This is a genomic window from Acidithiobacillus sp. IBUN Pt1247-S3 (assembly GCF_041146875.1).
In the GTDB taxonomy this organism is placed as follows: domain Bacteria; phylum Pseudomonadota; class Gammaproteobacteria; order Acidithiobacillales; family Acidithiobacillaceae; genus Igneacidithiobacillus.
In genome coordinates this window covers 308,777-333,414 of record NZ_JBFRXP010000001.1, presented here as the reverse complement: position 1 = coordinate 333,414, position 24,638 = coordinate 308,777, and the positions used below count along the sequence as shown (strand labels likewise).

The window sequence follows — 24,638 nt, the reverse complement described above, 5'->3', positions numbered from 1 at the left end:
AGCAAAATGCCTTGGATCACTCTGAGGACGGCGGATAACTGGCCCGCTGGTCTGCAATCAAGGCGTAGTTTCGCGGTAAAAGAAGAGACAAGGGGATACTCAGCGCCATGAGTATGGCCAACAAAGAAAAGCTGAGCGCGAATGATCCCGCGCGAGCGCTGCTATGAAATTGGATGACGGCGATGGCATTGACGCCAAAAGCGGCCCCAAGATTGCGAAACAGTTGCACCGTGGATGTGTAGCTACCGACGTGGGCCTTTGGCGCAGCATTCTGCGAAAGCACTAAGGTTGCCGTAGCCAATAAACCCACACCAAGGCCCAGCAGGCATTCTGATCCCGCGACGAAAACTACGTTGCCAGTGGTTGCTGCCAGCCCCAACCCCGCCGTCCCGACTGCCAGTATCACCGCACCCAGAAAGCTGGGCATGCGGTACCCATACCGTTTGAGGGAAAGGCCACAAAGCGTGGAACCCATAACCCAGCCTAGCGCGGCAACCATTATATACAGTCCGATATGCAGCGCGCTCCTCCCTTGGGCATGCAAACTGAACGGTAACAGTGTCACCGAGGCATAGAGTCCCGCGCTGCCAAGTAGGATCAAAATGATTGCGGCGCCAAGGTCTTTCCGCTGAAAAAATTGTACCGGCACGGGACTTTGCTTCGGGCTCTGACGGATTTTCCAGAGCAACGCAAGAAAAGCCAATATCCCGCATACCCCAGCCACGAGTTCGATGAGCTTGGCCCCGTGCTGTCCAGCAGCTGTGAGCGTTATCAGAACACCGCAAACTGCTACGGCTAATAACATCTGGATAACCGGGGCGATGGTGGCACGGGTCGCCCTTTTTGCAGGTAACTTGGTTCGAATGAGCAATATCATCGCTACAAGCCCAATGGGGAGGTTGATCCAGAACACCCAGCGCCAACCCAGAGTGATGCTGAGCGAGGCGCCAAGCAAGGGGCCAAAAATTGCCGCCAGCCCCCAAACGCCACTCAACAAGCCCTGCATACGCCCCCGTTGGTCTGGGCCGTAGAGGATCGCGAGCAAAGTGTAGGAGAGCACAATGATTACGCCTGCCCCTGCGCCTTGTGCGACCCGCGCAGCGATGAGGCACGGAAGAGAGGGGCTGATGGCTGCGGCAATGGATGCGGTCAGAAAGAGTACAATGCCAAACACCAATACCCGCAAAGCCCCAAAACGATCGGCCAGCGCACCAGATAACGGCGCAATCAGCGCTAACGGCAGGAAGAATCCGGACATGATCCACGGATAGAGATCGCGATCACCCAATGCATCGGCAATGGTGGGTAGCAGGGTGCTCATCACCGTACCATCAATGGCCGCCAAGAATATCACTAGGATGATCGCGACCAGAGTCGGGCGCTGGTTTTGACCAGCGTCGTCAGCTTGTGGGTAGGATGAAGTGTTCATACCGCTCCTTATGGGAAAGCCAGAAACCCCACAATCTTGCGGCAGGAGAATGTCGGCAGAAATGATCGATAATGACAAAAAGCAGAACAAAGCAGACATACGCCGTTCTGTTCACCAAGGGCGCGACGCAAGACTTGGAGCGTTCTATCCACTACTGCCTTTTCGCATAAGATTGTCCAGAATATGCAGCCAATGGCAAAGGCGTAGAGCATCGAGATGCAGAGGCTGTCGCCAGCAGGCCTTTCCCCCAGTATGCTGTAGCTGGGCAAGGGTAGACGGGGCGAGAGGACAATCTCCATGACAAAATCCGTGATGGTAGTGGGGGCAGGGATTGTGGGCCTGTCCGTGGCGTTGCAATTGCAGTTGCGCGGCTGGCAGGTGCAGCTCTGGGACCGGCAGCCGGCTGCCGGCGGGTAACCACCGCACTGAATTCCTACCGGAACTTCCCCCACGTCGCCCAAGCCTTTTGTCTGCACCGGGAAACCAAATGCTTGGCCACCGGCAAAAAGCGACAGGAAACGGTCTACGGCGTGACTTCCCTGCATCCCGACCAAGGAAATCCCGAACAGCTACTGCAGATCGCCCGCGGACCCTGATCCATCGAAAACCGTCTCCACTGGGTCCGCGATGTGACCTACGATGAGGACCGTTCCTGCATCCGCCTGCAGTATCGCATCCTCTGCTTTCTCGGTATTAGCGACGATCAGGGGGCAGGAGACTGTGACGGGGACCTGGAACCTGCTGTCAGGGGTTTGTGGGGAAGGCGTTTTGTGTCCTATACTTACTAAATGGCTGCGCTCACTTTCGACACCTTGAAATTCGCCAACAAGCTCAAGGCGGCGGGGTTTCCACCGGATCAGGCGGAGGCCCAAGCGGAGGCATTGGCGGAAGTCATCGAGCTGAACATCCACGACCTCGTGACAAAGGAAGACCTCACCACTGCCCTGAAGGACATGGAGCAACGCCTGATCATCAAGCTCGGCGGCATGATGGTGGTTGCCGTTGGCATCATCGTCGCGTTGGTGAAATTTATCACCTAAAGGCCAAGATGTGGCGAAATATGGTTTTTTTCAGTATGCCCCTACCTTTCTGTTTGTAGTCTTAGTGATGATCGAGCGTTGGGTGTACAGAACGCATCACTCTTATGATCCATCACAGCACTATAGCCGAAAAACCTTTGATCGCTATTATTTCTGGATATTTGGTGGAGTCATGTTTGTAGATTTCTTCTTGGGAGTGTTGCTGTCCAGGTTTCTTTCGATAGAAAGGATTCCACCAGGGGTTGCGGTGGCTGTTGGTGTTCTGTTCTTTGTTTTTGGCTACGCCATCCGACTCTACGCGATACAGTATTTGCAGTCCGGATTTTCCGTGATTCTGCGCATAGAGAAGGGGCAACAACTGGTGTGCTCCGGGCCCTACAAATATGTCCGGCACCCGTCGTATTCCGGCGGGCTTTTGGCTGTGATCGGAGTCGGCATTTCATCCGGATACCCGCCGGTGATGCTTCTTGTTGCCCTTTCTACCCTGTTTTTGCAACTGAAAAGGATACGCTCAGAGGAGGCCATCCTTTGCGCCGGATTTCCAGAATATGAGAAGTATTGTCACAATACCAAGAAACTCATACCGTTTGTGCTGTGATGGCAGGGCGGTGTCGATGCATGTCCTTCAGCAGACGGCACTCTCCGGCAAAATCCTTGACGGAGAGGAAAGATGCTGCACAACGCTACTGCGCTCGCCTGCAGTGTCGCAGCATCCGCTTCCTCGGCATCCTCGACATTCAGGAAGGCCGTTGACGGGGACCTAACCGCCTCCGGTGTTATCGCCAGCAGGCCTTTCCCCCAGTATGCTGTAGCTGGGCAAGGGTAGACGGGGCGAGAGGCAATCTCCATGACAAAATCCGTGATGGTAGTGGGGGCAGGGATTGTGGGCCTATCCGTGGCGTTGCAATTGCCGTTGCGCGGCTGGCAGGTGCAGCTCTGGGACCGGCAGCCGGCGGGGGAGGGGACTTCCTACGGCAACGCCGGGCTGATCCAGCGCGAGGCGGTGTTTCCCCAGCCCTTTCCGCGGGATGTGCAGGAGCTCTGGCGCTATGCGGGTAACCGCAGCAGGGGCGTACAAGCGCCTGCACTTCGACGTGGATTACGCGGTCCGGGATGCCGCCAATAGTAAGGCTATTCGTATCGGAAGATCACAGGCGGGACCTAATTGCAAGAGTCTAAATCGGCAATGTATTGACGGAGGGCCTGATTGACCGCCGTTGTGAACGTCCTCGCACCCGATTGTTGAGCCTGCGCTTCAAAAAAAGCGGTAATATCTCGATCCAGGGTCACGGTCACCTGCACCCTGTCATTCATTTCGGCTTCAGGCGCTTCGGGGATGCCGGACAATCCCGGCAGTGGCCCGCGCCGCTTCACGATCAATCGCTCCAGATCATATTCCTTGCGCATACTGATTCTCCTCGGATGTCGTAGCCTTTCGGGCGGAGATAATCCGCACCAGATCCCCACGTAACGTATAACTCACCAGAAGTAACCTGCCCTGGTTGGAGTGTCCAATCAACAATTCCCTGTCCTCTTCGCCGCTATGATCTGGATCATAGAATGCCATTTGCCACGGGTCGTGGAAGCAGGTCTTCGCCTCATCAAACGTCACGCCGTGTTTTCTGGCGTTAGACTGCGCTTTTCGCGTATCCCACTCGAAAGTATAGACCACAACCCATTCACCCCAGCAACTGCGCCAGTTCCCCCGCTCTCAGGTGAGTATATCTCTTCAACACCGGTAAAGTCTTACGCTACGCTCCGCAGCGGCCCCGGTGTTATCGCCAGCAGGCCTTTCCCCCAGTATGCTGTAGCTGGGCAAGGGCAGACGGGGCGAGAGGCAATCTCCATGACAAAATCCGTGATGGTAGTGGGGGCAGGGATTGTGGGTCTGTCCGTTGCGTTGCAATTGCAGTTGCGCGGCTGGCAGGTGCAGCTCTGGGACCGGCAGGCGGCGGGGGAGGGGACGTCCTACGGCAATGCCGGGCTGATCCAGCGCGAGGCGGTGTTCCCCCAGCCTTTCCCGCGGGACGTACACGAACTCTGGCGCTACGCGGGCAACCGCAGCAGTCGCGCCCAGTATCGCTGGAAGGCCCTGCCGCCCCTGGCTCCGGCCTTCATGCGCTATTGGCGCAGTTCCCGCCCCGACCGCCTGCAGCGCACCGCGAAAGATTACGGCGCCCTCATCCGCCATTGTCTGGAAGACCACATGGCTCTGGCGGCACTGACCGACGCCAGCGATCTCTACCGCCCAGGGGGCTGGGTGCAGCTCTTTCAAGACCCCCGGCACTGGCAGGCAGAAAGCGAGGCGGCGGCGTACAAGCGCCTGCATTTTGATGTCGATTACGCCGTCTGGGATGCCCCCGCCCTGGAGGCACAACTGCCCATGTTGCGCACGGGTGTTGCCGGTGCCATCCACTGGACCCAGCCCTTGGCCTTGATCGAGCCGGTAGCCTTGTCCCAAGCCTATCTGCGCACTTTTCAGCAGCGGGGCGGGGAGTTTGTCCGCGAAGAGATCCGCGGCCTGCATAAGGTCGGGGCGGGCTGGCGGGTGGAAGGTGAGCAGCAACGCGGAGAGGCCCCGTGGCTGGTCTTGACCATGGGCGCGTGGACGGCGGATTGGACCAAGCCCTTCGGCTATCACGCCCCGGTCTTCGTCAAGCGCGGCTACCATCAGCACTACACCCAGCAGGGGGAAACGGCCTTGCCCCTGCCGGTGCTGGACAGCGAAGGCGGCTACGTCCTCGCCCCCATGCGCCGGGGATTGCGGCTGACCACCGGCGCCGAGTTTGCCCGGCGCGACGACGCCCCCTCCCTGCGCCCCTTGCAGTTGGCCGAGGCCGCCGCCCGCAAGATGTATCCCGGTCTGGGCCAAGCCCTGGACCCGCAACCCTGGCTGGGCCACCGCCCCTGTACGGGGGACATGCTGCCCATTATCGGTCCTCTGCAAAGCCAGCCGGGGCTCTTTCTGGCCTTTGGCCACTGTCACCAGGGCTTGACCATGGGGCCGAGCACGGGGCGCTTGGTTGCCCAGATGCTGGAAAACGAGGCCCATCCCTTTGTCGACCCCTTGCCCTACCGGCCGGAGCGTTTTCGTGCTTGAGGAGGATAGTGCAGGCATTCACCCCGCCTACGGGCAAATCCCCATCGTGGAGAGCGGCGAACCCCTGGTAGAGATTCCCCAGCACTTTCCACGCCTGTTGCCCCACCCCTATGAGGCCGCTGGTGCCCCCTACCACGGGCAGTCGCCGTGGTTTTTGCGCGCCGGGGCGGTGCAGGCCCTGGAGGCGGCCCAGACGACTCTGATGCAGGTGCAGCCAGGTTGGCGGATTGCGATTTTCGATGCCTGGCGCCCCCTGGCAGTGCAGGCCTTTATGGTCTGGCGACAGTTTCGCGCCGAGGCTGCGGCCCTGGGGTGCGCCCAAGATCTGGACGGCTACCCCAACCCCGAGGCCCTGGCGACGCAGGACCCCGCGCTCTACGCCCAATTGGCCCCTAGGGTGTATCGCTTTTGGGGGATAGCCAACCCCGACCCAGCCCATCCGCCTCCCCACAGCACGGGGGCCGCACTGGACTGTACCCTAGTGGATGCTCAGGGCAACGAAATCCCCATGGGCGGACCCGTGGACGACTTTACCGACCGCGCCGAGCCCGCTTATTTTGCCGATGCCCCACCCGGCAGCCCCGAGGCCCAGTGGCAGCAACATCGTGTCTGGCTCCGCGACGCCCTACAGGGACAGAGCTTTGCCCAGCACCCCGGCGAGTGGTGGCATTTTTCCCTGGGCGACCAGCTCTGGGCCTGGCGGATGGGGCAGTCGGTGGCCCGTTATGGGCGCATCAATACCCCGGTTGATGACGCGTCCACGGCGCCGGTCCCAACTGCATAAGCAGCGAAGCGTTGTTCCAGCCAGGTTGACGATGTTCCACCAACACGTCAGTACTGATCCCCCCGCGCACATACCAGCGCCCCAGCAAGCGCAAGTAGCGCGGCTCCAACATCTGCACGAGCTCGTCGGCGATGCGGTTAGTCAAGGCCTCGTGAAATGCCCCCTCGTCACGAAAGCTCCACAGATACAGCTTCAGGGACTTCAGCTCCACATTGCGCTGGTCGGGGATGAAATCGAGAAGAAAATGGGCAAAGTCCGGCTGCCCCGTGAGTGGGCAGAGGCAGGTGAATTCCGGCAGGTCCATATGCACCAGGTAATCGCGTTGCGGCTGCGGGTTGGGAAAGCTCTGCAAATCGCGGCTCGGTTGACTGGGCATCAAGTTCTCCTCAAGATAATGCGCTCAGCCACCATCATAGCAAAAAACGGCGCCCATGCGTCTCTCTGCCATCCACCTGCACGGTTTCAAATCCTTCCGTAACGCGACCCGCATCGACGTTCAGCGCAATCCGCTGGTCATTGTTGGGCCGAACGGTTGCGGCAAGTCCAACATCATCGATGCCATTCGCTGGGTGCTGGGCGAATCCTCGGCGCGCCAGCTACGAGGCGGCGCCATGGCCGATGTGATTTCCAACGGTTCTGCCAATCGTTCGCCAGCGCAGCAGGCGGTTGTCGAACTCTTATTTAACAATGCTTCAGGCCAAGCTCCAGCTCCATGGACTGCCACTGCCGAAATTCGCGTTCAACGCAAACTCACCCGCGATGGCGACAGCCAATATCGCATCAACGATGCCCGCTGTCGCCGGCGCGATGTTGGCGACCTCTTCCTCGGTACCGGCCTCGGCGCCAGCAGCTATGCCATCATCGAACAAGGCACGATTGGGCGTATTATTGAAAGCCGGCCAGAAGATTTGCGCGCCATGCTCGAAGAGGCCGGCGGCATCAGTCGCTACAAGGAACGACGGCGCGAAACCGAGCAGCGCATTGCCGAAACGCGGGAACATTTACAACGCTTGCGTGACATTCACGGTGAAATGGAGCAGCAATTTCAGCGTCTGACCCGACAAGCGGAACAAGCGCGTAAGCTACGGGAGTTGCGCGCAGAAGAACGGCGCTGGCAGTGGTGGGAGCTGGTTGCCCGTTTGAACTCCCTGGAGTCTGAGCACGGCCAGTTGCAGGAAAAATTGACGACAGGTGCCACGCAGTTGCAGTCCCTGCAAGAAGAAGAAACCCGATTGCATGTTGCGCTGGATACTCTGCGCAACGGGCTTGGCGAACAGGAAGAATATTTGCGCGAAGCGCAGGCAGAGCAATACGCGGCGCAAGCCGAACAGACGATAGCCGAGCAAGACTGGCAACGTTTACAAGAAGATGGCAAGCGCTTGGAACGGGCGCGTAAGGAAGAGCAGGAACGCCAGGCGCGCGCCAGCGAAGAAAAAGAGCGGCGAACCCGTCAGTTGCAGGAGGCGCAAAGCCGCTTGCAGGCCCTACAGGAGCGAGATCGGGCGCGGGCAGATGAAGAAAAGCAACTACGCACCGGACGCGAGGTTGTAGAGCAGGCGGTGCAGGAGGCAGAGAGCGCACAAAGTACCCTCCGCGACAAAATGCAGGACTGGCGGCGGCAGCTCGAAGTGCAAGAGGCGCAGTGGCGCGAATTGCAACCGCGCATCACGGAAATGGAGCAGCGCCGTAGCCGCATCGGTAATCGCCCTGCACCAGCACCGGAAGAATTGGTGCAGCGACAGGAACGTGTACAAATTGCCGCCGCAGAGGAAGCGCACTTGCAGAGCGAACTGCTGCTTAGCGAGGAAACGGTTACGGGTTTGTCCACGGCAATCGAAAGCCAGCAAGGAGAATGGCAAAAGCTGCGCGATGCGTTGCAACGCGGTCGTGCCCAACAGTCTGCCCTGCAACGATTATTGCAAGGCTTACAAAAGAGCTGGCCAGACAGCGAGGGCAAGGCATTGAGCAGCATACTAGCGGTCGACCCGGACTGGGAGCGTGCCGTAGAACTGGTGCTTGGCGATCGCTTGCACGCCATCCTCGCCGAATCTACCGCGTTGCCAGACGGAGTCGGCAGTTGGCTCTGGGCTGGCGAGGGGCTGCATTCCGCGCAAATCCCCGAGGATTTCCTCTGGCATCGTATACACCTAGCGAATACCTGGCGGGACGCGCTCTTGCCCTGGTTTTGGGGACTGCGCTGTTGCTCAGATCTCATCTCTGCCGTCGCGCGCGTCGGTGAGTTGCAAGCGGGAGAACACTGGATCACCCCTCAGGGTGAGTTGCTCTCTGCCAATAGCCTGTGGCGTTTGGGAGCGGAAGAGGACACGAGTAGCTGGTTACGCGTGCAGCGTGAATTGCAAGAAGTCGTTGCTGCGCTGCCAGATCTGGAGCGCCAAGTACAAGAGCGCGAGGCGGAGTTGCGCGGTACCCGCGAGCGTCTGGCGCAGGCGCGTAATCAAGAACAGGATCTACGCCGCAAGGCGCAAAATGTGCAACGCGAATTGACCCAAGCACGAGAAAAACTTGTGCAGTGGGAGAGCACACTTGCAGCCGAGGAACAACGCGTCGCGGCGGAGCGGGAAGAGCGCGAGCGTCTAGATGGAGAGCTGGAACAGCTTCGCCAGCGACGCGCGGGACTGGACGAAGAACTACAACGCCAGCGAGCACGCGAGCCTGGACTGCGCCAACAAGAACAAGAGGCGCGCCGCACTCTTGATGAACGGCGCCGTGAGCAACAAGAACAACGGCAACGCTTTGGCCGCCTGCGCGACGAAGGGCAGCGATCAGCATTAGAGCGGCAGCGTCTAGAGAACGAGCAAGCAGGCGCAGCCGAACGCCTGCAAAATCTGGAAGCCGAAAAACAGCGTGCCGTACAAATGCTGGCAGAGCTGGATACTGCCTGGGAAAACTGGCAGGCAGCGCTGCCCGCGGCAGAGGAACGTCGCAGTCTCTCGGCAACGCGCCGCAGTAGCGCCCAACAACAGCTCGCGGTGTTACAAACGCAGGGCGAGAACCTGCGTCAGCAGCAGCAAACCCTCGACCAAAAACGGCAAAGCTTGCAATACAAACAACGGCAGGGGGAGGTGGAACGGGCCACACGGGAAGCAGAGCTTGCGCACCTGGAGGAACGCCGCCAGGAACTCCTGGTGAAGGCCCAGGAACTGGCGGACATATTGGGAGAAAATCCTGGCTCAATGCCGGAAGACGCCCAGCCTGCCATGGAATTGCAGCGCCTACAGGTTGCCATCGCCCGTATGGGCAACATCAATCTGGCAGCGGAAGAAGAGCTCGCTGAGCTGCAAGGACGTCAGGGTGACCTTGCTGAGCAGCTGACAGATGTCGACCAAGCGTTGCTGAGTCTGGAAAGCGCCATGGCGGCGATGGATGCTGAAACGCTAGAACGCTTTCAGCATACTTTGGATCACGTCAATCGCGGATTGCAACAATACTTTGCCGAACTGTTCGGTGGCGGCGTCGCGACGCTGGAGCGCTGTTCGGGTGACCCCCTGAATGCTGGTATGCTGCTGCGTGCCCAACCGCCAGGAAAACGCAACGGCACCTTGCAACAACTTTCGGGTGGCGAAAAGGCCCTGACCGCCATCGCTTTGGTCTTCGCCATTTTTGCGCTGAACCCAGCGCCATTTTGCATCCTCGACGAGGTCGATGCACCCCTTGATGACGCCAATATCGAGCGTTTTTGTCGCCTTCTTCGTGCGTTGGCGCGAGAAACCCAGTTCCTGCTCATCAGCCATCGGCAACTCACGTTGCAGGTAGCAGAGCAGCTGGTAGGGGTAACGATGATCGAGCCCGGAATCTCCAGTATCGTCCCGGTGGATGTCGCAGAGTTCCTTGATGAGGAAGATGCTAGTTCAGTGGATGACAGGGCCCATGCAGACTAAGGATCGGCCAGCCCCGTTCCCGCGCCGTCGCCGCGAGGGTCTGGTCGGGATCGACAGCCACCGGATTGCCCACCAACTCCAATAACGGCAGATCGTTGTGCGAGTCACTGTAAAAGTGCGCCGTAGCCAGGCTTTCTTCCCAGGGCAAGCCCCGAGCGCTCAGCCATTGCCGTAATCGTTCCACCTTGCCAGCCTGAAAACAGGGGATGCCGTAGCTGCGCCCGGTGAACTCGCCGTTGTCATCACACTCGGCTTCGGTGGCCAAAAGGGTCGGCACCCCTAATTCCACGGCAATGGGGCCTGTTACAAAACGATTGGTCGCGGTGATGATCAGGAGCGTGTCTCCAGCTTCGGCATGTTTGTGTACCAGAGCGCGTGAGGCATCGGTAATCATCGGTAGAACCCGTTCCTTCATGTACTGGCTATGCCACTCGTCCAGTTGACGGCGCGGATGGGCGGCCATCGGCGCCAAAACGAAGCGCAGAAAATCACCCATGTCCAGTTTGCCATCCATATAAGCGCGGTAATAGCGATCGTTCGCTTTGCGCAGCTCCTCGCCATCGACGATGCCCAGGGTGCTCAAAAATTCCAGCCAAGCGTGATCGGAATCCCCGGCGAGCAGGGTGTTATCGAGATCGAAAATGGCCAGAGCCATGGGTTCCTCGTGTCGTGTCCAATGGGCCTGCGGAGTATATCAGGGATTTGTACTTACCCTAGACCGCGTATTCCTGCGGTCGATGCGGCAGGAAGGCAGCGAATATGCCCAGAAGCGGCAAGAATGAGCAGATCTGATACACCGTGTCGATGCCCCAAAGGTCAGCCAGCTGCCCGAGAACCGCAGCACCGATGCCACCCAAACCGAAGGCCAAACCAAAAAACAGACCGGAGATCGTACCTACCTTGCCGGGTACCAACTCCTGGGCATAGACGACGATGGCCGGAAATGCCGACGCGAGCAGGAAGCCAATGATCACCGTCAGGAAGGCACTGAGCGTCAGGCCCACATAGGGAAGGGCGAGGGTAAAGGGGGCGATACCGAGCAGCGATACCCAGATCACTCGCTTGCGCCCGATACGGTCCCCGATCGGGCCGCCGAGCAGGGTGCCCGCTGCCACCGCCGCAAGGAAAATAAATAGATGCAATTGTGCCTCGCGTACGGGAATGGCAAAGCGATGCATTAAATAAAAGATCAGGTAACTGCTAATGCTCGTTAGATAAACGAACTTGGAAAACATCAAGGTCACCAAAATGACCATGCTGCGCCGCACCAACCCCTTTGGCAGCATCGGCGCATCAATCACCTGCGCTTTTTTGGGTTGCCGGTGTTGGTGTTGATACCAGCGCCCAACAAAGCTCAGAATCACGATCGCTGCCAAAGCGAAGAGCGAAAACCACGAAAGGCTCTGTTGCCCATTTGGCATCACCAAAAAAGCGGCGAGCAAAGGGCCGACCGCTGTGCCGACATTACCACCTACCTGAAAAATCGATTGTGCCAGACCAAAGCGCCCGCCCGAGGCCATGCGTGCGACCCGCGACGACTCGGGATGGAACACCGAAGAGCCCAAGCCCACCAAGGCAGCGGCAAGAAGCAAAATGAGGTAGTTCGGTGCAATGGACAACAATAAAAGCCCGGCAAAAGTCGAGACCATGCCCACCGGCAAAGACCAGGGCAACGGGTGGCGATCGGTGTAGCGTCCCACCAGTGGTTGAATGATAGAGGCAGTCAACTGATAGGCCAAAGTGATCAAACCGATTTCCGCAAAACTCAGATGAAAATTGCTGCGGAAGAGGGGATATACCGCCAGCATCAGCGATTGAATACTATCATTGAGAAAATGCGAGACGCTGATAGCTCCAAGCACATCGAAACGCGTTGTCTTTTCCGGCTGGCGGTGTGCCACCGTTTCCTCGCGGATGATGCTGGTCATGCGGACCTCAGTGATTGTGGAAACGCGTAGTCTACGAGCCGGAAAGCATACCGTCTAGTAGGTATTTTCTTGCCGCGCTGGCAAATGGCTTGCCCCAAGACCGGGGGCTGGTGTTTAATTGCGGCCATGACCGAAGCGAAAAAATCCCTCCAGCAGCCAAAAGACCAGCCGCCGCAAGAAATATTTGCCGATACGCTCCATTCTTTGGAGAGCGTAGTCGAGAAAATGGAAGGCGGGCAATTGGGCTTGGAAGAATCCGTCACCTTGTTTCAACAGGGTATGGAGCTGGCCCAGCGGGCGGAAAAGCAACTACGCGAGGCGCGCCAGAAAGTAGAAATCCTCTTGGGTAACGAGGTGACCTCCCTGGCCAGCGATGCGGAAGAGGACTGAACTATGACCAAGATCTCCGAATCTTTTGCGGCTTTCCGCGAACGAATCGTAGCGCGCAGCGAGCGCTGTCTCGAAAACTATCTGCCAGCTAGCAACGCTTTCCCGGCGCGTTTGCATGAGGCGATGCGTTACAGCGTATTAGGCGGTGGCAAGCGGGTGCGCCCGTTGCTTGTGTATGCCGCGGGTGCAGCACTGGGGATACACGAATCCCTGTTGGACCGGCCGGCAGCCGCTCTGGAAATGATTCATGCCTACTCCCTGGTGCATGATGACCTTCCCGCCATGGACAACGACGACCTGCGCCGCGGGCGCCCGACTTGCCACAAAGCCTACGACGAAGCCACAGCAATCCTGGTGGGAGACGCCTTGCTCACCCACGCCTTTCGTATACTGGCCGAACCTGCTGGCCTGAGTCCGGGGCAGCAGCTACGCATGTTGGCGACCCTTGCCCAGGCGGCTGGTTCCCATGGCATGGTGGGTGGGCAGGCTGTGGACCTCGCCGCCGTGGGCCACGAGTTGGCGCAACCGGCCCTGGAGCAAATGCACTTGCTGAAGACCGGCATGCTCATTCGTTGCGCTATCCAATTGGGATTGGCTGCCGGTGGTGTTGCCGAAGACACGCGCAATGGGTCGGCGCTGATTCGCTATGCCGATCGTGTCGGGCTCGCCTTTCAGGTGCAAGACGACATCCTCGACGAGATCGGCGACATCTCCCAGACCGGCAAGGCCAAGCAAGGCGCCGATCGCGAACGGGAAAAACCAGGTTTTGTGACCTTGTTGGGGCTTAAGCAGGCGCAGGACTACGCTCGCAATTTGCTGGATGAGGCATTGCAAGAATTGCAGGCTTGGGGCGCCGAGGCGGATCACCTGCGCGCCCTGGCCCGCCTGATTGTCGAGCGCAACCGATGAATCCCTTACTGCAGCAAATTCCCGATCCCGAGACCTTACGCGGTATGTCGCGCAAAGAGCTCAAGCAGGTTGCTAAAGATCTGCGCCAGTTCCTCGTGGAGACGCTCAGCCAGACGGGGGGGCACCTCTCCTCCGGTTTGGGCACGGTGGAACTTTCTGTCGCTCTGCACGCTGTTTTTCAAACGCCGGATGATCGGCTGATTTGGGATGTTGGTCATCAAGCCTATCCGCATAAGGTGCTCACCGGACGCGGTGCGCAATTTCCGACCCTGCGCCAGAAGGACGGACTCTCCGGCTTCCTCAAGCGTGATGAGAGTCCGCATGATGCCTTTGGCGCTGGCCACTCCAGCACCTCAATTAGTGCGGGGCTGGGCATGGCGGTGGCGGCCTCTCTGGAAAACAAGCACCGGCAGGTAGTGGCAATCATCGGCGATGGCGCGATGACTGCAGGGCTCGCCTATGAGGCGCTCAACAACGGCGGTGTTCTTGATGCTGATCTTCTGGTTATCCTCAACGATAATGAAATGTCGATTTCGCCTAACGTCGGGGCGGTTTCCCAGTATCTTACCCGCCTGCTCTCCAATCCGTTGTATAACACGGTACGCGAGGGTGCCGGCCAAGCCCTGAGTCTTGTGCCGCCATTACGGGAACTCGCAAAAAAGGCAGAAGAGGGCGTGAAAGGTCTCGTGTCCCCTGGCCTCCTCTTTGAAGAGATGGGATTCAGTTATTATGGCCCTATCGATGGTCACGACCTCGATGCCTTGATCCCCACTCTCGAAAATTTGCGCAAGATCCGTGGCCCGCGCCTGCTGCACATCATCACCAAAAAAGGCAAAGGTTACGCGCCGGCGGAAAAAGATCCTTGCACCTATCATGGGGTTACGCCCTTTGATCGCGATAGCGGCGCCATGCGTAAGTCGTCGACAGTCAGCTACACCAAGGTCTTTGGTGACTGGCTCTGCGACAAGGCGGCCAAAGAAAGCAAACTGGTTGCCATCACGCCGGCCATGCGTGAGGGCTCTGGCTTGGTGCGCTACGAGCAGCTCTACCCGGAGCGCTATTTTGATGTCGGTATTGCCGAGCAACATGCGGTGACTTTTGCCGGTGGTCTCGCCTGTGAGGGCTACCACCCGGTTGTGGCTATTTACTCGACCTTTTTGCAGCGTGCCTATGACCAGTTGCTCCACGACGTTGCGATCCAAAATCTGCCGGTACTTTTTGCTGTCGACCGCGCCGGTTTGGTGGGAGCCGATGGTGCGACGCACCAAGGGGCTTTTGACATCGCCTATGCGCGTTGCATTCCTAATTTGGTTATCATGGCTCCAAAAGACGCGCAGGAAATGCGTGACATGCTCAACACCGGATACGCCTACCCAGGACCGGCCATCGTCCGCTATCCGCGCGGTGCAGCGGCAGGCGAGATTGCCGATTCTGGCCTGCAACGGGAAATCGCCATTGGCGAAGGGGAGATTCTGCGCGCGGGAAAACGCCTCGCTATCCTCTCCTTCGGTACCCGCGCCGAGAGTGCCTTGCAAGCAGGGCAAGAACTCGACGCCACCGTGGTCAATATGCGCTTCGTCAAGCCTTTGGACCACGCGCTGCTCGAGCAACTTGCCAGTAGCCATGATGCCTTCCTGACGGTAGAAGAGGGCGTGCGCATGGGTGGCGCTGGCAGTGCAGTGGCCGAATATTTGCTCGACCAAAGGCAGCGACCATTGATCAAAATTCTCGGTCTGCCCGATCAATTTATCGAGCATGGTGAGGCGGGTCTGTGGCTGGCAGAGCTTGGCTTGGACGCCGAAGGAATTCGTCGTGCTGGCGAAGACTTGCTCGCCCGCCTTGCTGCCCGAAGGATCGGCGCGTAATATCCGACTATTCTAGTCAAGCATTCGGCGAGGTTCACCGTAGTGAGAGATTGCGCTGCAGAAGCATTGGAAGATGTACAGGGTCGTGCCGATCCGCGCGCCATTGCCATACAACGGGTTGGCGTAAAGGCTGTTCGCCATCCGCTGCACATTGTCGATCGTGCGGGGCACAGCCAACAGGTGGCCGCTTACTGCAATATGTATGTTGGGTTGCCAGCGCATCTGAAAGGTACCCATATGTCACGCTTTTTGCAGATTCTGCAGGAGCAAGTGGAGCCACTCAGTGTAGAAAACATCGATAATCTTCTCGTCAATACGCAAGACCGGCTGGAAGCCAGCAGCGCCCGTATCGAGTTACAGTTTCCCTATTTTGTGCGCAAAAAGGCGCCGGTCTCCGGGGTCGAGAGTTACCTGGACTACGAAGTCGAATGGAACGGCGAAATCTCCGGCAAAGAGTTGCGTTCGCAGCTCGTGGTGCATGTTCCGGTCACCAGTCTCTGCCCTTGTTCCAAGAGCATCTCGGAGTATGGTGCGCACAATCAGCGGTCTCACGTTACGGTGCAGGTCGAGGCACGCAGCACCCTGTGGATCGAGGATCTCATCGACTTGGTCGAAGGCGAGGCCTCCTCGCAGCTCTATGGCGTGCTCAAGCGGCCCGATGAAAAGTACGTGACCGAATACGCCTACGACCATCCCAAGTTCGTCGAAGACATGGTGCGTGACGTTGCGCTGCGTTTGCAGAAAGACTCGCGAGTGCGGCGCTACTCGGTGGCCTCGGAAAATTTCGAGTCGATTCATAATCATTCGGCCTACGCCTATATCGAGGGAGAAAACTGATCCGTGGCCGGCAGCAGTATTGGTGAGCTTTTCCGGGTCAGCACTTTTGGTGAAAGTCACGGCCCGGCCATTGGCGCTTTGGTTGATGGCTGTCCACCCGGACTACCGCTTGCCGAAGCCGACATTCAGATCGAACTCGATCGTCGGCGACCAGGACAGTCACGCCATACCACGCAGCGCCAGGAGGCCGATCAGGTCGAAATCCTCTCTGGCGTTTTTGCGGGTGTCACCACTGGTACCCCAATTGGTCTGCTAATCCGCAACACCGATCAGCGCTCGCAGGACTATGGCAAGATCAAAGACAGTTTTCGTCCTGGCCATGCCGACTATACCTACCTGCAAAAATATGGTCTGCGTGATTACCGTGGCGGCGGTCGCTCCTCGGCACGGGAGACGGCCACGCGTGTGGCGGCTGGCGCCATCGCCCGTAAATATCTGCGCGAGCGCTTGGGTACGGAAATTCGCGCCTGGTTGGCACAGATGGGGCCAATCCATGCGGAAGCATTCGATAGCGCACAAATCGACCAGAATCCCTTCTTTTGCCCGGATGCCGCAGCTGCTGAGCGCATGGCTGAATATCTCGATGAACTGCGCAAGGCCGGCGATTCCATTGGTGCCCGGGTGGATGCGCGGGTGACCGGCATGCCCGTAGGTTTGGGAGAACCAGTCTTTGATCGTCTGGAAGCAGACGCTGCCAAGGCGCTGATGAGCATCAATGCGGTCAAGGCCGTGGCGGTGGGAGATGGCTTTGCGGTGGTGGAGCAGCGCGGTAGTGAACATGGTGATGCCCTGACCCCCAGGGGCTTTGCCAGTAACCATGCGGGCGGTGTACTGGGTGGGATCTCCAGCGGCCAAGACTTGTTGTTCTCGATTGCCATCAAGCCCACCTCCAGTATTCGCATTCCCCGGCCGAGTATCGACCTGCACGGCGAAGTGATCGACATTGTCACGACCGGCCGCCACGATCCTTGTGTCGGAATTCGTGCGGTGCCCATTGTCGAGGCGATGCTGGCTCTTACCCTGATGGACCATTATCTGCGTCATCGGGCGCAAAATGGCGATGTCACACCACCCGTAGCACCCATAAGCGGCCAATGCTAAAACCGCGTTACGAGGGCCAGGCCCTCGTTGCGTATTATTTTTTCTATTTTTGCACCATCGGCGCGTTCATGCCCTACTGGGGTCCTTGGCTCCGTAGTGAGGGCCAAGACGCCCTGGCCATTGGCCTGCTGACGGCCGCTGTGCAATTCAGTAAGGTCTTGGCTCCAAACGTTTGGGGCTGGCTCTTGCATTATCTCCCGACGCGCTGGTTGATCCCGGCCGGTGGTATGGCCGCAGTCCTGAGTTTTCTACTGCTATTTTTTGTCAGAAGCCATTTTCCCGCTCTGTTGCTCATCACCTTGCTGTTTGCCTTCTTTTGGGCCGCGACCTTGCCCTTGGTGGATAACATCACCATGGCTTGGGCGGAGCGGGAGGGCCGTCGCTATGGTCGTATTCGGCTCTGGGGCTCTCTTGGGTTTATCACTCTGTCACTGGGGATGGGGGCATTGGTCTCCGCTTGGGGATTGCGCAGTTTTCTGCCGGGCATCGCAGTATTTTTGTTTCTAGCCTGGTGGGTGAGCCGTTTCTTACCTTTTTCCGCTTCTCCGCAGAGCACGCAGCCGCACAACCGTGCGCCCTTTCTGCCGGAATTACGCGATCCCCGCCTATGGTTTTTCTTGTTAGCCGGTATCCTCGAACAGGCAAGCCATGGGGTCTATTATGCTTTTTACTCCATCTATGTGGAGGCCCATGGCGATAACAGCCTTACGGTGGGCCTGCTCTGGGCCCTTGCCGTCCTCGCCGAAGTCTTGTTCTTCTGGTTTGGTGACCGCATCCTGCGCCGCTGGGGGACAGCACTGGTGTTTGTTAGCGCGTTCCTATTGACGGCAATACGCTGGTGGGTGATTGCCTGGTGGCCCGGCTTTGTTTGGATCATTCTTGTGCAAACTTTGCACGCTGCAAGCTATGCTGCTTTTCATCTTGCCGCTATTCATTGGGTCTTTGCGCGCTTTCCGCAAGCCTTACGCGCCCGTGGTATGGCACTCTATGCCAGCTTGGTCTATGGCCTGGGGGGTGGAATCGGAGCACTGATGGCAGGTTGGGCATGGTCGCGCTGGGGCGGTAGTGCCACCTTTTTTGCTGCCGGCATCCTCGCTGCCGTGGCGGCAGTGTTTTTACTTGGAGTCTTTCGCCCGCGGCCAGCCCTTGAAAAACTCGCCTGAGGCGCCCATCTGCCAGACATCATACGATATGGGAGTCGCCAGATGCGCAGTGACAAACTTACCACCAAGTTTCAGCAGGCCCTGCAAGAAGCGCAAAGCCTCGCCCTTGGCAACGATCAACAGCAGGTCGATGCCGTCCATCTTCTGATTACCTTCCTGGACCAGGATGGCGGCATCACCCGCCCCCTACTGAGTAAGGCCGGGGTGCGGGTAGACGCCCTGCGTAACGAGTTGGGCCGCGCCCTTAATAATTTGCCCAAGATCCAGGGCGGACAGCCAGGCGAAATGCAATTTGGCCGCGATCTCGTCAATCTGCTCAATCTGGCGGATAAGATTGCGCAAAAACGCGGTGATGGCTACATCTCTACCGAGCATTTCTTGCTCGCCCTGATGGAAGACAAGGGCGAAGCTGGCCGTTTGCTGAAAGACAGCGGCGCAACCAGCAAAGATCTGGAAGCGGCGATCACTGCCTTGCACGGCGGCGAGAAGATCAACGACGCCAATGCCGAGGAGCAACGCCAAGCCTTGGAAAAATACACCATCGATTACACCGAGCGGGCGGCCCAGGGCAAGCTCGATCCGGTCATTGGTCGTGACGATGAAATTCGCCGCAGCATCCAGGTGCTGTTACGGCGGAGCAAGAATAACCCCGTATTGATTGGTGAACCGGGTGTGGGCAAAACGGCTATCGTCGAAGGGTTAGCGCAACGCATCATCAATGGTGAAGTGCCAGAGTCTTTGCGCAACAAACGCTTGTTGGGTCTCGACCTGGGTGCCCTGATCGCCGGCGCGAAATTCCGTGGGGAGTTCGAGGAACGCTTGAAGGCATTATTGAATGATCTGGCGAAGAGCGAAGGACAGATCCTTCTTTTTATTGATGAAATCCATACCTTGGTGGGGGCGGGCAAGGCCGAGGGCGCGATGGATGCCGGTAATATGCTCAAGCCAGCCTTGGCGCGCGGCGAGCTGCACTGTATCGGTGCGACGACACTGGACGAGTATCGTCAGTACATCGAAAAAGATGCCGCTTTGGAGCGCCGTTTTCAGCGTGTACTGGTCGATGAGCCCTCCGTCGAGGATACCATCGCGATCCTGCGTGGCCTAAAAGAGCGTTATGAAGTGCATCATGGGGTGCGCATCACCGATCCTGCCTTGGTGGCGGCGGCGCAGCTCTCGCATCGCTACATCAGCGACCGCAACCTGCCCGACAAAGCGATTGATCTGGTCGATGAAGCGGCGTCGCGAATCAAGATGGAGATCGACTCCAAACCGGAAGCTCTGGATGAACTTGAGCGTCGCTTAATTCAGCTTAACATCGAAAAAGTGGCGCTGGCCAAAGAGAAAGACGAAGCAAGCAAAAAACGACTGGAAGTGTTGGAAGACCAGATCCATGATCTCGAGCGCAAGTTTCAGGAGTTGGAGGAGGTATGGAAGGCAGAAAAGCTCGCCATCGAAGGCACCTCACAAATCCAGAAAGAGATTGATCGCCTGCGTATCGAGCTCGATAATGCGCGTCGTGCCGCCGACTACGACCGTATGGCGCAGATCCAGTACGGTCTGATTCCGGAACTGGAAGCCCGACTGCAAAAGGCCGAACAACAAGAGGAGGGCGCAGCGCGCCAAGCTCCCACTCTGTTGCGCACCGAAGTGCGGGAAGAAGAAATTGCCGAGGTCATCGCTCGCTGGACCGGGATCCCCGTATCTAAAATGCTGGAAGGCGAGAAAGAGAAGTTGCTGAAGATGGAAGAACGCCTGCAGGCGCGAGTGGTGGGCCAGCGCGAGGCGGTGCAGGCCGTTAGCAACGCAATCCGGCGTTCTCGCGCGGGCCTGTCTGATCCGCGACGTCCCAATGGCTCTTTTCTCTTCCTCGGACCGACCGGCGTTGGCAAGACCGAGCTCAGCAAGGCGCTAGCGGAATTTCTCTTCGACAGCGATGAGCAAATGGTGCGCATCGACATGAGCGAGTTCATGGAGAAACATTCCGTGGCGCGGCTAATCGGTGCCCCGCCAGGATATGTCGGTTATGAGGAGGGCGGCTATCTGACCGAAGCCGTGCGGCGCAAACCGTACTCTGTGGTCCTTATGGATGAGGTGGAAAAGGCGCACCCGGATGTGTTCAACATCCTCTTGCAAGTGCTGGACGATGGTCGGCTTACCGATGGTCAGGGGCGCACAGTGGACTTCCGCAACACCGTCATCATCATGACCTCCAACCTGGGATCGGATCGTATTCAGGAATATAGCCGTACGGGTGATGAGGACTTGATGCGCAGTGCTGTCATGGCCGTGGTGCAAGGACATTTCCGTCCTGAGTTTCTCAACCGCATTGATGAGACAGTAATCTTCCATGCCCTGGATGCGCGGCAGTTGCGCGCCATCACGGAAATCCAGATGCAAGGGTTGCGGGCCCGTCTGCGCGAGCGCGACATGGATATTGTGCTCAGCGACGCGGCCATCGACCGCTTGGCGGAGATCGGTTTCGACCCCGTCTATGGGGCACGACCTCTGAAGCGTGCTATTCAGGCGGAGATTGAGAACCCCCTCGCCCAGAAGCTGCTGCGCGGGGAATATCAGAGTGGTGAGCTCGTGCATGTGGATTTGGAAGATGACGACTTCGTTTTTCGCGGCGAACCGCTGCAGTAATTTGCGGTCATAAGCTCTACAATTTGCCCGAGACTGGCGCCAGTCCGGGCGAATTGTTTACCATGCCCGTTTAGCAATTGTTCCCTTCCGTTTGCCAGGAGTGTTTTCATGCGTGTTCGACTACTTTTTCTGAGTGCCACCTTGTTGCTGTCCGGCTGTGCCGGAGGCCATTTTTCTGGCAGCGGTGGAAACGGAAAAGTGTTATCCAAAGATCGGGCACAGCAACTCGTAAGCGGCATTACCCATAACCAAGCACAGGTCACCAAGGTGTTTTCTGGACCCGGTGGACTTTCCGCGATCGTTGTTGAAGACGATGGACACAAGTCCCTCGCTTATGCCAGTCCGGATGGAAAGTATCTCATTTTGGCGCAAGCCATCATCAACAGTGATGGGGAAAACGTGATCCGCAAGAATGCCGAAGAGGCAGGTTTGCTGCCCAAACCCATGTCAGCGGCACTGCTTGCAGAGCGGGCAAGTAAGGTCAAATCATTCGTTCTGGGCACCAAGGGGCCAGAGGTGATTGCCTTCGTTGATCCCAACTGCATCTTCTGTCACAAGTTTTATGAGAACGCCAAGCCACTCATTGCCCAGGGAAAACTGCGCGTACGCTATGTTGTTGCCGCGTTTTTAAAGCCTTCTAGTGCAGGCAAGGCAGCCGCTATTCTTGCGGCAAAAGACCCGGCAAAGGCGATGGCGAAAAATGAGAAGAATTTCAATGAGGAGACGGAGGAGGGCGCAATTCACGCTGACGCCAATCCCAGTCCGGCGGTAATGGCCGATGTGGAGAAAAATACACAGCTCCTTCAGGACAGTGGTCAGGAAGCTACACCGACCATCGTATATTGCGATAAGGGCGGTAAGGCGAAAATCAGTCACGGGATGCCAGAAAAACTCGGGCAATTCATCTCTGGCATCGGTTCCTTGAATGCCCAGGGTACATGCGAATGACACCTGCTCCCGCAGTCGTTGTACATCGCCAGGATTATTCCGCACCAGCCTTTGCCATCGATGAGGTAAAGTTGGAGATATTTCTTCGTCCACAAGGTACGGAAGTCCATACACAACTCATGCTGCGTCGCCTCGACAGGGCAGCGCGCGATCTGCTTCTGGACGGCGATGCGCTGGAACTACTGTCCTTATCCGTAGATGGCGAAGTTCTGCCCGCAGAACGCTATTCTCTTGAGCCTGGGCAGTTACGGATAAGAGAAGTTCCCGAGAGCTTCGTCCTGGAGTCCCGCGTACGTATTCACCCCCAGGCGAATACCGCTTTGTCGGGGCTGTATTATGCTGATGAGGTCTTTCTTACCCAATGTGAGGCAGAGGGTTTTCGTCGCATAACTTGGTACCTGGATCGACCAGACGTACTGGCGCGTTTTGTGGTTACCTTAAATGCTCCCAAACAATCCTGCCCAATCCTTTTGTCCAATGGCAACTGCGTGGCATCGGGCGAAGAGGAGAATGGCTGGCACTGGGCGCGCTGGGAAGATCCTTTCCCCAAACCTTGCTACCTTTTTGCTGCTGTCGGGGGGCATTTTCATGTCGCCAAGGACCGCTTTGTCACGCTCTCCGGGCGCGAAATCGGCTTGGAGCTCTACGTAGCAGAGCGTGACCGCGACGCTTGTGAGCAAGCCCTGCAGAGTTTGCAGAAGGCTATGGCCTGGGACGAAAAAGTCTATGGACGCGAGTATGACCTGGATCGCTATCTGATCGTTGCCACCGACAGCTTCAACATGGGGGCAATGGAAAACAAGGGGTTGAATATTTTTAACTCCAAGTATGTTCTGGCCAGCCCGGAAACTGCCACTGATATCGACTATCAGGGGATCGAATCGGTTATTGCGCACGAATATTTCCACAACTGGACCGGAAACCGTGTCACCCTGCGCGACTGGTTTCAGCTCAGCCTTAAGGAAGGTCTGACGGTATTCCGCGACCAGGAATTTTCCGCAGACATGAACTCCCGCGGTGTGCAACGCATTGCCGAGGTACGGCGCTTGCGCGCCGCCCAATTTGCCGAGGATGCGAGTGCCCTGGCGCATCCAGTGCGGCCAGATTCCTACAAAGAGATCAATAACTTCTATACGGCTACGGTGTATGAAAAGGGTGCGGAAGTGATCCGCATGATGCACACCCTGCTCGGCGTGGATGAATTCCGCGCCGGAACCGATCTCTACTTCCAACGACACGATGGACAAGCGGTGCGCATCGAGGAACTACTTGACGCCTTGGCCACCGGCAGTGGCCGCGATCTTTCCGGATTTCTGCGTTGGTATTCTCAGGCGGGTACACCGCGCCTCAAGGCGGAAGGGCATTTTGATGCGCAGAGCGGTCGTTACCTGCTTCGCCTACAGCAGCAAACGCCAGCCACGCCGGGGCAGGAACAGAAACTACCCGTACCTATCCCCGTGCGTTTGGCATTCTTTTATGAAGATGGCAGCGTTGCTGCCCTGCCCGCAGGGGAAGAGGAAACCATTCTGCTCCTAGAGAATACCGCCAACGATTGGGTCTTTGGCCCCTTTGCCAGGCCGGTTGTCCCCTCGGTACTGCGCGGGTTTTCGGCACCGGTGCTGCTCGAACGAACTGATGCCCAGGCCGCCGACACCTTTCTCGCCCAACACGATAATGACTCTTTTAATCGCTGGGATAGTTTGCAGCGTTTGGCACACAAGGCGCTTCTCGCTCACATCGAAAAGCCGACGCAAGGCTTGGATACTGGGAGCCTGTCTGCGGCTTATGCGGCCGCCCTCGCCCAGGCTCGGCAAGACCCGGCATTTACTGCGGAGCTTTTGAGCCTGCCGACGGAGGATTCTATCGGACAGCAAATGGAATGCATCGACGTCGATGGCATTCACACGGCGCGCGAGGCGTTGCGTTGCGCCCTTGCCAATGAATTTTCTGAAGATTGGCAGCGGCTTTATGAGGAGTTGGCGGCCCCCTACCGCCGTGATGGCGAGGCCATGGGTGCACGGCGACTGCGCAACCTGGCTCTACACTATGCCCTCGCTGGTGGGCGAGCGGAGGCAGCGCAAACTTGGGCCGAACGACAATATCGTGATGCTGATAACATGACTGATCGTCTGGCAGCATTACAGCTTCTCGCCTTTGACCCGCACTACGATGCACAGCCGCTTTTGGCGGATTTCTACAAACGGTGGCAGCAGCACCCGTTGATTATCGATCGCTGGTTCTCTTTACAGCTGGGGCGTGTCGCACCCGAAACCATGCAGCGAGCAAAGGATCTCTTGCAACATCCCGCCTTTTCCTGGCGGGTTCCCAATCGTGTGCGCGCCGTCCTTGGCGCCTTTGCCGTCAACTTGTCGATCTTCCATGCCCGGGATGGCTCCGGCTATCGCTTTTATGCGCAGCAGTTACGCCATCTGGATGACCTCAATCCGCAGACGGCAGCGCGCTTGGCCACTGTCTTCAGTCGCTGGTCGCGTTATGATGCGCAACGGCAGCAGCAAATGCGGGCAGCTATGGAAGACTTACGCAGTAAGGACAAATTATCACGGGATTTGGGAGAAATTCTCGAGCGCTCGCTCGGATAGTC

General features: G+C 57.9%; 23 protein-coding genes. 17 read left to right on the top strand and 6 right to left on the bottom strand.

The annotated features are described in order from the left end of the window. Window positions 1-16: 16 nt before the first annotated feature. On the bottom strand, window positions 17-1,429 hold the full coding sequence (locus AB4090_RS01710) for an MFS transporter (RefSeq protein ID WP_369572124.1): 1,413 nt from the start codon (window positions 1,427-1,429) through the stop codon (window positions 17-19). A gap of 297 nt (window positions 1,430-1,726) precedes the next feature. Between AB4090_RS01710 and AB4090_RS01705 the strand changes: the two genes are divergently transcribed. The 5 genes from AB4090_RS01705 (at window position 1,727) to AB4090_RS01685 (ending at window position 3,595) form a co-directional block, all read left to right on the top strand. Then, window positions 1,727-1,846 carry an FAD-dependent oxidoreductase gene (locus AB4090_RS01705; RefSeq protein WP_369572123.1) on the top strand — a complete coding sequence of 40 codons (120 nt, stop codon included), beginning with the start codon at window positions 1,727-1,729 and terminating at the stop codon, window positions 1,844-1,846. 371 nt (window positions 1,847-2,217) lie between these two features. After that, the gene (locus AB4090_RS01700; protein ID WP_369572122.1) at window positions 2,218-2,469 is read left to right on the top strand and encodes a hypothetical protein; all 252 of its coding nucleotides are present in this window, start codon (window positions 2,218-2,220) and stop codon (window positions 2,467-2,469) included. A 10-nt stretch (window positions 2,470-2,479) separates the two neighbouring features. Continuing rightward, window positions 2,480-3,067, top strand: a complete 588-nt coding sequence (locus AB4090_RS01695) for an isoprenylcysteine carboxylmethyltransferase family protein (protein WP_369572121.1) — start codon at window positions 2,480-2,482, stop codon at window positions 3,065-3,067. A gap of 20 nt (window positions 3,068-3,087) precedes the next feature. Further along, complete coding sequence (locus AB4090_RS01690) at window positions 3,088-3,222, top strand: hypothetical protein (RefSeq protein WP_369572120.1); 135 nt, start codon at window positions 3,088-3,090, stop codon at window positions 3,220-3,222. 94 nt (window positions 3,223-3,316) lie between these two features. Next, window positions 3,317-3,595, top strand: a complete 279-nt coding sequence (locus AB4090_RS01685) for an FAD-dependent oxidoreductase (RefSeq protein WP_369572119.1) — start codon at window positions 3,317-3,319, stop codon at window positions 3,593-3,595. A gap of 35 nt (window positions 3,596-3,630) precedes the next feature. On the opposite strand, the gene AB4090_RS01680 is transcribed toward AB4090_RS01685, so the two are convergent. Continuing rightward, window positions 3,631-3,876 (bottom strand): hypothetical protein, encoded by a 246-nt coding sequence (locus tag AB4090_RS01680; RefSeq protein ID WP_369572118.1) that lies wholly within the window; start codon window positions 3,874-3,876, stop codon window positions 3,631-3,633. Further along, window positions 3,860-4,141, bottom strand: coding sequence for a BrnT family toxin (locus AB4090_RS01675; RefSeq protein ID WP_369572117.1), 282 nt, complete (start codon window positions 4,139-4,141; stop codon window positions 3,860-3,862). Before AB4090_RS01675 ends, AB4090_RS01680 begins: the two co-directional genes overlap by 17 nt. Before the next feature lie 174 nt (window positions 4,142-4,315). On the opposite strand from AB4090_RS01675, the gene AB4090_RS01670 reads away from it, so the two are divergent. Together AB4090_RS01670 and AB4090_RS01665 are read left to right on the top strand one after the other, a co-directional pair. Next, the gene (locus AB4090_RS01670) at window positions 4,316-5,569 is read left to right on the top strand and encodes an NAD(P)/FAD-dependent oxidoreductase (RefSeq protein ID WP_369572116.1); all 1,254 of its coding nucleotides are present in this window, start codon (window positions 4,316-4,318) and stop codon (window positions 5,567-5,569) included. After that, a complete protein-coding gene (locus AB4090_RS01665) occupies window positions 5,562-6,353 on the top strand; it encodes a M15 family metallopeptidase (RefSeq protein WP_369572115.1) in 792 nt (263 codons plus the stop codon). Before AB4090_RS01670 ends, AB4090_RS01665 begins: the two co-directional genes overlap by 8 nt. Here AB4090_RS01665 and queF read toward each other — a convergent pair. Then, window positions 6,304-6,729: a preQ(1) synthase gene (gene queF / locus AB4090_RS01660; protein ID WP_369572114.1), complete on the bottom strand. Its 426-nt coding sequence runs from the start codon at window positions 6,727-6,729 to the stop codon at window positions 6,304-6,306. The genes AB4090_RS01665 and queF overlap by 50 nt on opposite strands. A gap of 55 nt (window positions 6,730-6,784) precedes the next feature. Here queF and smc point away from each other — a divergent pair, with 55 nt between their 5' ends. Next, the gene (gene smc / locus AB4090_RS01655) at window positions 6,785-10,252 is read left to right on the top strand and encodes a chromosome segregation protein SMC (protein ID WP_369572113.1); all 3,468 of its coding nucleotides are present in this window, start codon (window positions 6,785-6,787) and stop codon (window positions 10,250-10,252) included. Here the strand turns inward: smc and AB4090_RS01650 are convergent. Together AB4090_RS01650 and AB4090_RS01645 are read right to left on the bottom strand one after the other, a co-directional pair. Beyond that, entirely contained in the window at window positions 10,218-10,907 is a 690-nt protein-coding gene (locus AB4090_RS01650) for an HAD family hydrolase (protein ID WP_369572112.1), read from the bottom strand. The two genes, smc and AB4090_RS01650, sit on opposite strands and share 35 nt — an antisense overlap. A gap of 58 nt (window positions 10,908-10,965) precedes the next feature. Beyond that, window positions 10,966-12,180, bottom strand: coding sequence for an MFS transporter (locus AB4090_RS01645; RefSeq protein ID WP_369572111.1), 1,215 nt, complete (start codon window positions 12,178-12,180; stop codon window positions 10,966-10,968). A gap of 126 nt (window positions 12,181-12,306) precedes the next feature. Here AB4090_RS01645 and xseB point away from each other — a divergent pair, with 126 nt between their 5' ends. From xseB to pepN, 9 genes are all read left to right on the top strand, one after another. Then, window positions 12,307-12,570, top strand: a complete 264-nt coding sequence (xseB, locus tag AB4090_RS01640) for an exodeoxyribonuclease VII small subunit (protein WP_369572110.1) — start codon at window positions 12,307-12,309, stop codon at window positions 12,568-12,570. A 3-nt stretch (window positions 12,571-12,573) separates the two neighbouring features. Further along, the gene (locus AB4090_RS01635; protein ID WP_369572109.1) at window positions 12,574-13,479 is read left to right on the top strand and encodes a polyprenyl synthetase family protein; all 906 of its coding nucleotides are present in this window, start codon (window positions 12,574-12,576) and stop codon (window positions 13,477-13,479) included. Beyond that, window positions 13,476-15,344, top strand: a complete 1,869-nt coding sequence (gene dxs, locus AB4090_RS01630; RefSeq protein WP_369572108.1) for a 1-deoxy-D-xylulose-5-phosphate synthase — start codon at window positions 13,476-13,478, stop codon at window positions 15,342-15,344. Before AB4090_RS01635 ends, dxs begins: the two co-directional genes overlap by 4 nt. A 66-nt stretch (window positions 15,345-15,410) precedes the next feature. After that, window positions 15,411-16,181, top strand: coding sequence for a GTP cyclohydrolase FolE2 (folE2, locus tag AB4090_RS01625; protein ID WP_369572107.1), 771 nt, complete (start codon window positions 15,411-15,413; stop codon window positions 16,179-16,181). A 3-nt stretch (window positions 16,182-16,184) separates the two neighbouring features. Continuing rightward, complete coding sequence (aroC, locus tag AB4090_RS01620) at window positions 16,185-17,282, top strand: chorismate synthase (RefSeq protein WP_369572106.1); 1,098 nt, start codon at window positions 16,185-16,187, stop codon at window positions 17,280-17,282. Further along, a complete protein-coding gene (locus tag AB4090_RS01615; RefSeq protein WP_369572105.1) occupies window positions 17,276-18,445 on the top strand; it encodes an MFS transporter in 1,170 nt (389 codons plus the stop codon). The genes aroC and AB4090_RS01615 overlap by 7 nt, the downstream gene beginning before the upstream one ends. Window positions 18,446-18,487: 42 nt before the next feature. Further along, window positions 18,488-21,088 carry an ATP-dependent chaperone ClpB gene (gene clpB, locus AB4090_RS01610; protein WP_369572104.1) on the top strand — a complete coding sequence of 867 codons (2,601 nt, stop codon included), beginning with the start codon at window positions 18,488-18,490 and terminating at the stop codon, window positions 21,086-21,088. 108 nt (window positions 21,089-21,196) lie between these two features. Further along, window positions 21,197-22,036: a thiol:disulfide interchange protein DsbG gene (dsbG, locus tag AB4090_RS01605; RefSeq protein ID WP_369572103.1), complete on the top strand. Its 840-nt coding sequence runs from the start codon at window positions 21,197-21,199 to the stop codon at window positions 22,034-22,036. After that, the gene (gene pepN / locus AB4090_RS01600; protein WP_369572102.1) at window positions 22,027-24,636 is read left to right on the top strand and encodes an aminopeptidase N; all 2,610 of its coding nucleotides are present in this window, start codon (window positions 22,027-22,029) and stop codon (window positions 24,634-24,636) included. The genes dsbG and pepN overlap by 10 nt, the downstream gene beginning before the upstream one ends. Window positions 24,637-24,638 lie beyond the last annotated feature (2 nt).